This is a genomic window from uncultured Rothia sp. (genome assembly GCF_916715725.1).
Lineage (GTDB): Bacteria > Actinomycetota > Actinomycetes > Actinomycetales > Micrococcaceae > Rothia.
The window spans coordinates 61,833-75,550 of record NZ_CAKAPD010000011.1 but is presented as its reverse complement, the minus strand read 5'-3'; the positions used below and the strand labels follow the sequence as shown (position 1 = coordinate 75,550).

The following is a 13,718-nucleotide window of genomic DNA, read 5'->3' as shown; positions in this document are numbered from 1 at the left end:
GCCACCCCCCGCTCGAATGTTTCGTTTGGTTTTTGCTTCTTTGATTTTCGGGAAGCGCTTTAGTCGGCTGGATTTTAGCTGGCGGGATTTTAGTCCGCGCTGTTTTCGCTGCGCTCGCCCTCGGCACGTTGGTCCTCAGCACGCGAGCGCCCCAGCGCGTACCCCTCCAGGTAGGCCTGCGCCCGCAGCAGCTGCGGGTAACGCGCCTCCAGAGCACGGAACGCCGCCGAATGATTCGGCTGCAACAGATGACAGAGCTCGTGGTGAATCACCGAATCCAGCACGTACTCGGGCACGCCCTGCAGCTCCGAGGAGATGCGGATCTGCGTGTTCGCGTAGGTTGCCGAGCCCCAGCGCTGACGCTGGTTACTCACCCAGCGAATCGACAGCTTCTCGAGTCTGCCCGAGGCGACCAGCTCCGGCAGGTTCTTCTGCGCCAGGTGCAGGGCGCGGGAGCGCAGGTACTCGTCCGTGACCGTCAGCTGCGTGGCACGCTCACGGCGGGCGGCACGACGCTGAATGCGCGGCAGCAGGCGGGCAATATGCTCGTCAATCTCTTCGCTCGTACTCGCGGCGGGAATGAGCAGGCGGTAGGCGGGGTTGCCGTGCTCGTCCACGCCATCGCGCTGCATGCTGATGGTGCGGGTGCGGCGCGCCGAGCGGACCAGCTCAATCTGCGGGCGGTCCTTAGTGGCGGGCAGAATTTCACGTTTAAAACGCTGAGCCATAGTCTCCTCTTCCCTTCGACGAACGGCGGGGCTGCGTGGCACGGGGCTGAGTCGAATGTGCCTGGCTATACGAGGAGCCGGCGCTCTCAGCCCTGCGGCGGCGCTTCGCCGGATCAATATCGTCCAGGAAACGCGAACGCTTACGCTGACCGCGACCGCCCACGGTGCGGGTCATCGTCCAGGTCAGCCACAGGTACTTGCGGGCGCGCGTAATGCCCACGTACAGCAGGCGACGCTCCTCATCCACCTCGTCCGGGGTGGTTGCAAAAGTAATGGGCATGAGGCCCTCGTTCAGGCCGCACAGGAACACGGCGTCCCACTCCAGACCCTTAGCCGCGTGCAGGGAAGCGAGGGTTACGCCGTTGACCTGCGGTGCGTCGTTGAATTCGCTACGGTGGTTCAGGGTCGCCACGACCTCGTGCATGGTCAAAGGGAGCGGCTCGGGCACGCCCGGACGCGGGTTCGCGCGGTGCTCCCGAAGCTGCTCTTGGCGGTTCTGCGCCATCATGTCCACCATGTGCACCAGGGCGGCGAGGGACTCCCACTTCTGGCGGGTGGCGCCTCCCGAAAGGGGGCCCTCCTCCTTATAGCCGAGGCCGCCGAGCACATCGCGGGTGTAGCGGGTGACGTCCTCGGTACCGTCCGTGGACTTCGCCGAACCGCGCAGGGCAAGCATCGCCTGCTTGACCTCGGGGCGCTCAAAGAAACGCTCCGCGCCGCGCAGCTGGTACGGAATGTGGGCGGAAGCCAGCGCAGACTCAATCGCCGCCGACTGAGCGTTCGTGCGGAACAGCACCGCAATCTCCGAAGGCGGCACGCCGTCCTTCTCAATCAGGTCGCGGATGTCCTCGGCAATGCCGGTAGCCTCCTGCTCATCATCCGCGTAGCCGAACCACTCCACATCCACGCCGGGGCCACGCTGAGACATCAGCTCCAGCGGCGGCGCCCACGAATGCGGGCTCGAATCCGGATGGGGACGACGCGCCGCCAACAGACGGTTCGCCAACTCCACCACCTGCGAATGGGAACGGTAGTCGCGGGTCAGCTTCACCGTGTGCGCGCCACGGTACCGGCGCGCAAAATCCAGCAGGTAACGGCTGGTCGCGCCGGTAAAAGAGTAAATCGTCTGGGAGGCGTCACCCACCACGCAAATATCGTCGCGGCCGCCCAGCCACACATCCAGCAGACGCTGCTGCAGCGGGGACACGTCCTGGTACTCGTCCACCACAAAATGGCGGTACTGGTTGCGGACGGTCGCGGCGAGCTTCTCGTCCTCCTCCAGCATGGCGATGGTCAGCAGCAGTACGTCCTCAAAGTCGATGAGGTTACGCTCGTCCTTCAAATCCTCATACGCCTGGAAAATACGCTGCATATTCTGCGGGGTAATCGCCGAGGGCAGCTGCTTCTCGGTCAGGCGCTGCATGATGGTGTCCGGGGTGAGCAGCTGAACTTTCGCCCACTCAATCAGCGATGCCAAATCACGCAGCAGGGAACGGTCCGTGCTGATGCGCAGACGGTTCGCCGCCTCCGTAATGAGCGCTGCCTTATTCTGCACGATGGACGGGAACGTACCGCCCACCACCTGCGGCCAGAAATACGCCAGCTGACGCAGCGCCGCCGAGTGGAAGGTACGTGCCTGCACGCCGTGCGCACCCAGCTGGTGCAGGCGGGTACGCATCTCCTCCGCCGCGCGCAGGGTGAAGGTCAGGGCGAGTACGCGCGGGCCCTGGTAACGACCAATCGCAATACCGTAGGCGATGCGGTGCGTAATCGCGCGGGTCTTACCGGTACCGGCACCCGCCAGCACGCGCATGGGGCCGTCCAGCTCGGTGGCGACCGCACGCTGATCCGGGTCAAGCCCGGCAAGGATATCGTCTGCGGAGATCATATGCTGAGGCTGCTGAGGTGTGGCGGTCATAATGCTCCATCAGTAAGGCGGGCGGTACGGGCTGGCGGCATGCGCTCGCGCGGGCATACGGACATGCGTGTATGCGGGTGCGCGAGGCGGTGATAGCCGGTCTTCCATTGTATTCTCCCAGACTGTGTTCTCTAGGCCCGCCGCGGCTTCTTAGCTGTTGCTTTCGTTCAGGGCGTGAGGCCCCCCTCTTTTGGAGTGGGCAAGTAGAAGCTCAACAGGCAGCGCAGGCGGAAGCGTTTGGGCTTGTCCACAAGTATCTTCACCACTTGGCATAAAGATCCTAAAAACTACTAAACGGCACACATTGGTTTGGTAACCTTAACCCGTGACTTTATCTCCCCTTCAGCTAGCAGCCATTGTCTCCGCCGGAGTGCCCGGGATCTACCCCGTCGGCACCGAACCGGTCCGCGAAGACAGCGACGACTTCGACTCGGCAATCATCGCCGACTCCACCGGTCGCCGCTGGCGAGTCTGCGCCCCGCGCCGCCCCGACGCCAGCATGCGCCTGGAAGCTGAACACCTCATCCTGCAGTCATTCAGCCCCGGCCTGCGCGCCCGACTGCCCTTCGCCGTACCCACCGTCGCCGGCACCGTACCGTACGCGGGCGGCAACGTGTTCGTGTACACCCACATCCCCGGCACCATCTACGACGTAGACCAGCTCGCCGAGCTGAGCCGCCGCGAAGTTGCGGCGAACCGCCCCTCCCTGGCGTCCATCATCGCCAAGGACATCGCGACCCTGCACGTGATGCCCGAAGACATTATTTACGAGGCTGACCTGCCCTCCTATTCCTCGGAGCAGATTCGCCTGCGTAAGAACGCCGAGCTGGAGCGTGCCGCCGCAACCGGCAAGGTGCCCGCCGACCTGCTCGCTCACTGGCGTGCCGTGCTCTCCCCCGGCCCCATGTGGCAGTTCCGCCCGCGCGTGGTCCACGGCGACATGGGCGCAGAGAACCTCGTGCTGCACGTGACTCCTACGGAGGCGCGTATCGTGGAGGTCACCGGCTGGTCCGAGGTGCACGTGGGCGACCCCGCGCAGGACTTCGCCTGGCTGTACTCCTGCCAGGACATTGACTTCACCGATGAGGCGATTGAGGTGTACCGTCAGCAGATGCCTCAGCTGCCCGACGCTTACCTGGCACAGCGTGCGAACTTCTACGCTGAGTTCGCGATTGCCCAGTGGCTCACCCACACCGTGGAGGTCGGCGACCGCGACGGCGCGACCCACGCCGTGTCCATGCTGTTGGACATTCAGGACGATCTGCGTGCCTCCGGCGAACTGCTCGGCCAGGAGGAGGTCGGCCCGCTGGTCGGTCCCGCCGAGTAGGCGTTAGGGTAGGTAGCTGCCAGGTTGTTGCCAGCCAGGGCGTCACCTGCCGCATAGGTTTTTCAGTTCAGCCCCGCAGTACTGCACTGCGGGGCTGAGCTGTATCCGGGTGAGTATCTGTAGGAGTTAAAGCATGCGTGGCGCCCGGTGAAATCAGCTCTACAGAGTGTCTGTCAAACCGGCGGAATGATACCTATAAGGGCAAGTGGAGCAGCTTTTGACGGCTTTTTATCAAAATTTCTTTAAGTGTTTCCCCTCACCTTTTGAGCACTGGTTTTGCATTTTTGTGCATGAATGACTCAGATTAAGGCTGAGAGTTGAAGGTGCGCTAAAGGTGTCATTCACAATATTTACCGGGTGCAAATACACTGCAAACCCACAAAAACCAACTTTTGGTTTTGAGAGTCCACAGAGCCTCAACTTCACCTTGAACTATGCTCAAAATAGTGCATTTTAGGGTAAAAACTTTGCCTGTAGATTTTTTCAAAAACTCCTGGAATACTTTTGCTGTGCCGCGAGAAAACCAGCGGACACACTCCCCATAGCGCACTGACCAGCGCTGATATCGTGGCAGCGATAAATTGGGGAGACAGATTGGACGGGACTCTGACCGGTCATGTCAGACCCGAGCCGGATTCATGCACCGCGCAACCAATCACCGATGGCAGAAATCTATAGAGTTACTTTCGAGGTTGTGTTTGAGAGTAAAGACGCACGCAAACCCCACGGGGCGCCGGCGGCGCGAGTGAGGCCGCGAGAGCGGCAGTCGTTCGGCGCGATTCTTTCCCGGAGCGTGCGAGGGCACGAAGTACCTCTATAGCTCTTCAGCGGCTGAGGACGCCTCTTACCCTAATGCAGTGGGGTAACGAGGCGTCCTCTGCCGTTAAAAACCAGCTAGCAAAAGTCCGCACAGAAAAGCAGCTCACGAGGCGCAATGCCTCCGTGAGCTGCTTTCCTGTATGCGGTTATTGGCTCAAGCTAACGCGCGAGCACAGGCTGTCTAGCTCTACCGGTTAGCCCGGCTGTCTAGCCCTTACGCGCCTCACGAATCACCTTCGCCAGCTGCGCCTCCGTGGGCAGACCACCGCGAATCTGGTGATCCCACACCTCCGCAACGCCCTTGCCGCCCAGATACACGAACACGGTGCTGATACGCTCCGGGTCCACGCCCATGATGCGGGAGAACGCAATACGGTACAGGCCAAGCTGGAAGCGTCGAGACTGCATCGAGGCTGCCTTCGGGCGGGAACCACTCTTCCAGTCCACCAGAACCCAGCGTTCGCCATCCTCGTCTTCGGTGCGGAACACCGCGTCGATACGGCCGCGCAGGCTTACGCCCTCAACGTGGGTTTCGACCGGGTACTCAACCGCCCAGATGCGTTCCTTCCACTCGTCGCTACCCCACTCGCTGTTGGCAAAGCGTTCCCAGAGGCGCTGAACGGAGGCGTCCAGCTCGCTCTCGGATTCCTCGTAGGCGTCCTCGAAGGTGAGCTCCTCGGAGCCCTCCCCCAGCACCTGTTCCTGCAGGTCAGCGGGGTCTGCGGGCGCGGCGGAGGTGGTAGAACCTGAGGCGGCGGAGCCCGGCAGGTCATCACCTACCGTGTCCTCCGCTTCGGGTGCCTCCAGCGGGTCGGCGGTCGGCGCCACGCCGAAGTGCTCCTCAATTAGCGCGTGCACCGCCGTACCAATCGTTGCCGCGCGCGAGGGACGCTGCGGCACCGGGCGCATCAGCTGATGCACCGTGCCCTGCGGGTCCTCGCTCAGGCGAATGAACGTGGACGCGGACAGGTGCCCCGGCAGCTGATCGCTCAGCACCGGGTCGGTCTGCCCCATCATGAGCAGTAGCAGGTCGGCTTCGCGTTCCCAGTCCACCGCCTGCTGGCGCAGGGATTCGGGAATGGCGGACTCGCCGTGTGCAGCAGGTGCGGCGGGTGCAGGGTGGTTTGCGCTCTCCCCCGCTACAGCCCCGCTCTGGTGCAGGTTATCCTCCCCCGCGCCGACGGCGAGCTCCACCGCCAGGGCGGCACGCTCCACCGCCTCGCGACGGCTCGAGGAGTTAATTGCAATCTCACGTTCCAGCTGCTCATGCTGGCCGCGGCGAAGCACCGCCTCCGTGCCCCGGTTGAGGGCATCGTCAGAAGCCCAACGCCAAATCACGGGGCGCTCCAGCGGGTCAAAAGGCCACATGGCGGTCAGCACCGCACCCAGGTTCGGGTTCCTGTCCTCGTAATTCTTCTGGGCGAACTGGCCGCGCACCTCAATCGGCAGCGCCGCCGCCACCGTCGGCGAGAAACCGGGCTGAGGCGGTTGCGCCTCACGCCATTTCTCCCGCTCGGTGGCTTCGATAATCCATTCGGGCACCGGCAGGTTCAGGCGGGTACAGTTCTCCGCCACCGTGCGTGCTCGTACGGAAGGAGCCGCCAGCTGCCAATCCTGCGCGAGCGCGGGAGCCATGACCTCAACCAGCGCCCACGCGTAGCGTTGCACCTGCTCGACGTAGGTTGCCTGGGCGTTCGCGCGCGCCTCCGCCTGTACGGGAGTGAGCTCGTCAGCGTCTACGGGATAGAGTTCCAGCTCTTCCAGCAGTGCCTCCTCATCGGGGGCAGGCGGCAGGGTCGAGGGATCCACGACCGTACCGTGCACCAGGGTCACCGGCTCAACCAGGCGGTACTTCGACTCCGCCAGCTGCTCAGCCCAGCGACGCACATGGTTCAGGTGCACCTTCTTGCGCTTATCGGCGGGGTTCGGCATCGTGTACGACAGGCCCATACCCACCAGCTGCGGCGCCGCCCAGGGGGTATCCATCGTCTCTTCGAAACGCACAGAGGGCGCATCTACCGTGGGGGTGCCCATGTCAAAGAGCGACTTGAAAAGCATCTCCATCAGCTCCTCCCAGAAGGGCTGCACCGGCAGGGGGAGCATAGCGGCGCTCTTCCAGCGGTAGGCGCTCAACGCCAGCAGGTTACGGGCACGGGTCATCGCCACATACATGAGGCGGCGGTCCTCCATGCCGGCATGCTCGGCGGCATCATCCTTATGCTCGGCCAGGTAGTCTTCCAGGTCCTTCGCCTTCTCGAAGGCGGTAATCTCCTCCGGGGTCTCAAGGATCGAGGGAAGGTACTCGCGGTCGCCACGCAGCGGCCAGGGCAGAGCCGCATTAGCCGACATCTGCCACAGGTTCGGGGTCTGCCCGCCGGTCGCACTACCGCACAGACCCGGCAGAAGCACATGATCCCATTCAAGGCCCTTCGCGGCGTGCATGGTCATCAGCTGCACCGCGTTCGGGTCAGGCTCCACAGCGCCCAGCGCCAGGCCCTTCTCCTCATCATCGGCACGCTCAAGCCACGCCAAAAAGCCCATCACGTAGCTCACGCCGCCCGAAGACAGCAGGAAGCGGCGCGCACCCGGGTCGCCCTCCTCCGCGCTCACGCCGTCAGAACCGGCGTAAATCATCGCGTTAATACGCGGCGCCGACATGCCGTAGGCGGCGGCCACCTCGTGGAAAGCGTCCAGGTTCGCGCGCGAACCCAGCGGGTCGGTACCCGGGCGGACCGCCAGCTCAATATCCAGCAGCATGGTCCGCTCAATCTCGTACAGTAGCGTGCCCAAATCATCGCTCAAACCGGCACGCAGCACGCGCATCTGCTCGGCAAAAGCACGCAGACGCTCCAGCGCCGCCGGGGAGAAACGGCGGCCGCGGTACTGCTCACCGTAGAGGGGTTCGCCGTCCGCGCCGTCCTGCGGCAGGTTCTCCACCGCCTCGATCAGGGAGGCGTAGCCGGAGGAGTCCTCCACCGCGCCCTTGAGGGTTTCGTCCAGGCGTTCCTGGGCGGCACGCAGGTGCTCCGCCTGCAGGTTAATAGCGGCTGCGTCGTCGGCGTCTTCAGCCTCGGCGAGCATACGCAACGCCATCTGCTCACGCAGGGCACGCTCACGCTCACGCACCAGCGACTGCGCCCAATCGCCCAGCGCCAACATATCCGCCGCACCCAGGCGCCAACGCGCACCCGTCAGCAGGCGCGCCAGGGCATCCGAACGGTTCGGATCAGCCAGCACACGCAACGCCGACACCAAATCCACAACCTCCGGCTGGGAGAGCAAACCGCCCAAACCCACCTGCTGCACCGGAATGCCCAGACGCTCGCACTCCACACGAATCGGGTCCAGCTGACCGTGCACACGCGCCAACACCGCAATCTCGGGCATCTTCAGGCGCGGACGCACCGAACCATCACCGGAACGATGCGCCGCGTAGGCGCGCTCATACTCGCACACCGCCTGCGCACGCATCGCCGCAATACGCTCGGCGATAGCCACAGCCTCCTCGCGGTCAGAGTCGTGGTACGTCAAATCAACACGCCCCACCATGCCCGCGGCAGCCTGCTCAAAAGCGGGCGAACCGGGCTCCCCCACCAGGGCGCAACGCGGGCGCAGGTCGGGAACCTGAGCGGCGGTAATATCGCCGTCGGCGGCACGCACCCACTCGGGAACCTCCTTCAGCTTCTCCGCCACGTGGTTTGCCGCATTCAGCACCGAAATGTCGTTACGCCACGCGATGGACAGGAACAGCGGTTGCACATGCTCGGTCGGGAAATGACGGTAGAAGCTGAACATCTGACCGTCCGAAGCGCCACGGAAACCGTAAATCGACTGCTTCGGGTCGCCCACAGCCATCACCGGATGCGCCGGGATACCCGCCTCCTCATCGGCACCGTAAATCGAGGAGAACAAGCGCATCTGCGCGTGTGAAGTGTCCTGGAACTCGTCCAGCAGAACCACCTTGAAGCGGGCACGCTCACCCTCACGGATCGCCGGGTCAGCCTCCGCAATGCGGGCGGCAAAACGCATCAGGTCACCGAAATCCAGCACCTGCATGCGCGCCTTCACGCGGGCGTAGCTCATCGCCATACGCGCGTACACTCGACGGTTCCGCAGCAGACGCTGAACCTTCAGAATGTCCCTCTCGGTCTTCGTCTCACGGCGCGGATCGGGCACCGCCGCATACGCCGCCAGCTGCTCGGTGCAGAAGTCAATGACCTCCTGCGGCTCCACCAGGTGCTCCGCGCACTCGTCCGAAAGGTGCAGCATCTGGTTAATCATGGTCGCCGCAGACACCGGCACGCCGTCCTTATCGAGGGGAAGCTCCCCCTCCCAGTACTGCACAATCTGCGCGGCAAGCTGCCACTTCTGCGCATCGCCAAGCATCTGTGCGTCCTGCTCCACGCCCAGGCGCAGACCGTACTCCTTGACGAGGTTATTCGCGTAGGAGTGGTAGGTGAGCACGGTCGGGTCAGCGATGCCCTCGCGCAGCTCCTCATCGGTCGGGGCGACGCGGCGGCTACGGCGCAGAGTGTTCAGACCGGCACGCATACGGCTGCGCAACTCGGTTGCCGCCTTGCGGGTGAAGGTCACGCCGAGCACCTCTTCAGGGCGCACAAAACCGTTGTCGACCAGCCAAATCACGCGGTCAACCATGGTCGCGGTCTTACCCGAACCGGCACCGGCAATGACGAGGGTCGGGGCGGGGCCCGCCTCAATCATGCGGACCTGCTCGGGGGTCGGCTTCTTACCATCAGCGCCGTTGAGCATCTCGGCAATGTCAAGAGCACTGCGGTAGTCGGCAGGCTTCAGCGCGGGGTCATTCGCGGCGGCTTCTGCCGAGAAGAGCGTGCCGTTGGGCAGCTGCCAGCTATTGTGCTCGCACCACTGGGCGGGGGTGAGCATGCCGGCGCCAGAACCGGGGTGAGTAGCGCCGTATGCGCCAGAGTCAGTCATGATTCCTCTTCCTCATGGATCATTCTCATGGGAGGTTCGGGGTGAGTGATATCGAAAGTAAACGTAGGGTAGGCGACTACTAGGGCTGCGTCACCTGGCGGCCGCGCGTACAAATCGGGCAAATCTCCGGCAGACGGCACCCGTAGCCGCCCTCACGGTGACGAGCCTGCACCTGCGAGCCAGCAATCAGCTCCGCGGCGTGCTGCACCAGCTCAGCCGCCCACGAATCGTGCTCCGTCAGGGCGGGCTGAACCTGCAGGCGAGTCTTGCTCTCATCGTTCACGCCCGAGGCGCCCAGCTGCACGAGCGCCGCGCCTCCGGAACGACCCGTATAGCCGGTGTACTCCAGTTCCTGGGGGCGGGCATCCGGTAGCGGTTCGCCCGCCTCCAGGGCGGCGGCTTCGGCGCGGTAACGCTCCTCCAGCTGCTCGCCCGCGCCAGCCTCCACCGCAATCTGGTAGGCGGCAAGCTGCGGATGCGTCTCCATCTCCAACCCGGACGGCTTGGATTTGCCGGTTTTCAGGTCAACAATGGCGTAGCGGCGGGTGCCGTCCTCCGCCGGGGCGGTACCCTCGAGGCGGTCCACACGACCGGTGAGCAGCGCATCCAGCTCGCCGACCTCACCGGCGGGGTCGAAGGGCACGGGCACACGCACCGCGAAGGAGCCTTCAACGCCGAGGTTCTGCCAGCCGGCGTCGCCCATGTGCTGACGGTAGTAGTAGCTCAGGCGCAGAATCATGCGCTTGGCGCGCTCGTAGAGGGCGTAGGATTCCCAGGGCACGCGCTCGCGGTACTCTTCGTCGGTCTCGTCCTCCTTGCGGGCGGGCACGCCGAGGGAGCTAATGCGCTCGTCGAGGGCGGTTTGGAGCTCTTCGAGGGTGCCGGTCGGGTACTCTTCGGCGATGGCGTGGATGAGCGTGCCGAGGGAGCGGGACAGGTCGGTCTGAGCTTCTGCGCGGGCGGCGGAAACCAGCCAGTCCAGCGGGGAGCTGTGAATGGTTTCTAGACGCGAGGGCGAGAGCGCAATGGTGCGGCGACCGGGGTTTTCGGCAGACTCTTCACCGTAGCTTTCGCCGTCTTCACCGTGGTTTTCGTCCAGCTCAGCGTGGTCTGCCGGGCTGTGGGCAAAGAGCAGCTCCGTACTAGAAAGCGGCAGAAGACCCCACCACTCGTCGGGAGCGGCGCCGGGTGCCTGTGCATTCGCCAGGCGCGCCAGAGTGCGGGAGGCGGCATCGAGTCGGTACGCGGAAGCCTCCGGGCTGAGCGCATCTTCCTCCGGTGCGTTGTGCACCTGCGCGCCGTGCTGAGCGTCTTCGGCACGCATGGCGTTCAGCGATTCCTCAACGAGGGTGCGGCGAAGCTCCGCCACCAGGGAACGCAGGGTGGCGGGGCGGCGCACACGGGTGATGGGCACCTCCGTGGAGTCGCCAACCGCGTCGGTGGGCAGCACGAAGTCGAAGAACTCGCCGGGTGCCTGATCGTCGTTGCGTACGGCGGTGAGCACGAGGCGGGTGCTGGCGCGGGTGGCGGCGACGGCGAACATGCGCAGCTCGTCGTGGCGGGTGTCGCGCACGCGTTCGGGGTAGCTGCGGATGCGGGCGGGCGGCACAGGCTGCTTGCCCTCCCCCGCCTGCTGTTCTGCCTGCTGGGCGCGCTGGCGGAGGCGCGCATCGCACAGGTCCACAAGGTCGCCGGTGCTCAGCAGGGAGCCGCGCACGGTGGTGTTGGGCCAGGTGCCTTCCTGCAGACCGCATACATATACGGTGCGCCAGGACTGACCGGCGGCGAGTGCGGGCGTAAGGATCTCGACCGCGTCTTGGCGTACGCCGCGGGCGGCGAGGGTGTCCATGGGTAGGTCCTGCGCGTCGATGAAGTCGAGGAACTGCTCGGCACCGGCGCCGCGCATCTGCTCGTCGAAGCGGTCGGCGGCTTCGAACAGACCGATCATGGCGTCGAGGTTTCGGTGAGCGGCATCGGCATCGGGGCCTGCGCCGCGCGACTGGGTGACCCAGGTCTTTTCGAGGCCGCTAGCTTCCCAGAGCGCCCAGAGCACTTCGGTGCTGGTGGATTCGGGGCGCGCGAGTGCTTTACGTCCGGCGGAGAGCACGGCTGCGATGCGGTGCACGGCGCGTCCTACGCCCTCTTCGGGGAGGGTTTCGGGGTGTAGCAGGGCGCCGAGGAGCAGGTCGTCGCTGGGTCGGTGGCCGCCGCTTTGCAGTTCGATGGATCGCAGCTGCTGGCGGAGTCGTCGCACGTCCATGCTGGATGCGCCGCCGAGCCGGGAGGTGAGCAGGGTGATGGCGCTCTGCGCTCCGCCGAGGGGGTTGGCGCGGCTTTCTTCGGCGATGACGTCGTCGAGGCTTCGGCGCATGAGCTCTTCAGCTTCGGTTGCGCTGAGGGTCTCAAAACCGCCGCGCTCTGCCGCCTCCGCACCTTCTGCGGCGGGCATGTGCACGGCGGGGTTGAGCGCCTTCTCGCCGCGCTTGCGGGCGTAGACGAGCAGGCTGAGCGCATCGAGGAAGGGGCGTACGGCGGGCTCGTCGCGCACCGGCACGAGCGCCGCGGAGGTACGCGAGGGAATACCGTTTGAGGAGAGCACGCGGCGGATGCGCGCCACATCCGCGCTATTGCGCACGATGATGGCGGACTCGCGGTAGGGGTGGTTGCCGTAGATGCGTTCTTCGAGGAGCATTTGGGCGATGAGGTTCGCCTCGTCCTGAGAGCTGGAGAGCGCATACTTATACACACCGGCGGGTGCGGTGCGGTAGTGCGCGGGGTCGAGGATTTTGCCGTCGGCGCCCAGGTGCAGCAGCGGTTCGTCGGCTGCGCCCCAGGTGAGGGCTTCGTCGGCGGGGGTGGTGTTGATGCGCCCGAAGGTTGCGGGCGTACCGTTCTTTACCCCCTCCTGCGTGCCCCCTTCCTGTTCGGGGGTGAGCGGCACGAACCGGGTGTAGCGCGGCAGGCGGCGGCGAATATCCGCCACGAGCGGCATCATGAGTGCGGGCAGGCGGTATGAGGTGGTGAGCGTGCGGGTGCGCATGCTCGGGAAGCTCGTCTGCAGGGTGGCGACGAGGTCGGGGCGGGCGCCACGGAAGCCCTGGACCACGGCTTCGTCGCTGTAGGTCATGACAACCCGAGGGCCTTCAGCGAAGAGGTCAGGGTGGGTTTCGGTCAGGTGCGCGGCGTCTGCGGGGGCGACTTCTGCGGCGATGAGCCGCAGCAGCCGGTAGATGGAGGGGCTGAGTTCCTGCACGTCGTCGATGAGGATCAGGTCGTAGCGGCGGCGTTCTTCGGCGAGGAAATCGGGGGCGCGCAGCAGTAGCCGGCAGGCGTCGTTGATGAGTACTGCCGGGTCGTAGGCGTTTTTGGCGCGGAGGGCTCGCACGGCACGGTATTCGGTGTGCAGTTGGGCGAGGGCGTGCCAGGCGGGCTGGTTGTGTTCGGTGGCGAGGGCGTGTACGTCTTCGGCGGTGAGGTCGTATTCTGCCATGCGGTCGAAGAAGTCGCGGATTTCGTGGCGGAATCCGCGGGTTGCGAGGGCGTCGCGGAGTACGTCGGGCCAGGCGGGTCCGGGTGCGATGCCTGCGGCATGGTTGGCGAGTAGTTCGCCGATGATGACGTCTTGTTCGGGGCCGGAGAGGAGTTTGAGATTGCCTTCTACGCCGCTGAGTAGACCCCGGGTTTGGGCTCGTTTGAGCAGGTCGAAGGCGTATGCTGCCCAGGCGCGGGTGGGTGCTACGGAGAGGCTTCGGTCGCTGGAGGCGGCGATGGTGTCTCGCATGCGGGTCGCGGCGGTGCGGGTGGGTGCGAGGATGAGCAGGCGGGCGGGGTCGTTGCCGTCGGCGAGGTAGCGTAGGGCGCGTTCGGTGAGGTGGTGGGTTTTACCGGTTCCGGGGATGCCGGTGAGAAGTTGGGTTGTCATGGTTTCAGTCTATCGGGTGGGCGGCGGGTCCGCCCCGCCGCCCGCTCT

General features: G+C 65.0%; 5 protein-coding genes. 1 reads left to right on the top strand and 4 read right to left on the bottom strand.

The window, feature by feature from the left end:
* Positions 1-89: 89 nt before the first annotated feature.
* Entirely contained in the window at positions 90-728 is a 639-nt protein-coding gene (locus QZ822_RS07120) for a M48 family metallopeptidase (protein WP_294643627.1), read from the bottom strand.
* On the bottom strand, positions 712-2,646 hold the full coding sequence (locus QZ822_RS07115) for an ATP-dependent helicase (protein WP_294643626.1): 1,935 nt from the start codon (positions 2,644-2,646) through the stop codon (positions 712-714). Before QZ822_RS07115 ends, QZ822_RS07120 begins: the two co-directional genes overlap by 17 nt.
* Positions 2,647-2,971: 325 nt before the next feature.
* Between QZ822_RS07115 and QZ822_RS07110 the strand changes: the two genes are divergently transcribed.
* A complete protein-coding gene (locus QZ822_RS07110) occupies positions 2,972-3,973 on the top strand; it encodes a phosphotransferase (protein WP_294643624.1) in 1,002 nt (333 codons plus the stop codon).
* Positions 3,974-4,999: 1,026 nt separating this feature from the next.
* Here the strand turns inward: QZ822_RS07110 and QZ822_RS07105 are convergent.
* Positions 5,000-9,748 (bottom strand): ATP-dependent DNA helicase, encoded by a 4,749-nt coding sequence (locus QZ822_RS07105; protein WP_294643622.1) that lies wholly within the window; start codon positions 9,746-9,748, stop codon positions 5,000-5,002.
* 79 nt (positions 9,749-9,827) lie between these two features.
* Positions 9,828-13,670, bottom strand: coding sequence for a UrvD/REP family ATP-dependent DNA helicase (locus QZ822_RS07100; RefSeq protein WP_294643620.1), 3,843 nt, complete (start codon positions 13,668-13,670; stop codon positions 9,828-9,830).
* Positions 13,671-13,718: the final 48 nt, after the last annotated feature.

Excerpts from the sequence above, each read along its gene's own strand:
- QZ822_RS07100 (WP_294643620.1), bottom strand. The coding sequence starts at position 13,670 with ATGACAACCCAACTTCTCACCGGCATCCCCGGAACCGGTAAAACCCAC.
- QZ822_RS07115 (WP_294643626.1), bottom strand. The coding sequence starts at position 2,646 with ATGACCGCCACACCTCAGCAGCCTCAGCATATGATCTCCGCAGACGAT.
- QZ822_RS07120 (WP_294643627.1), bottom strand. The coding sequence starts at position 728 with ATGGCTCAGCGTTTTAAACGTGAAATTCTGCCCGCCACTAAGGACCGC.
- QZ822_RS07105 (WP_294643622.1), bottom strand. The coding sequence starts at position 9,748 with ATGACTGACTCTGGCGCATACGGCGCTACTCACCCCGGTTCTGGCGCC.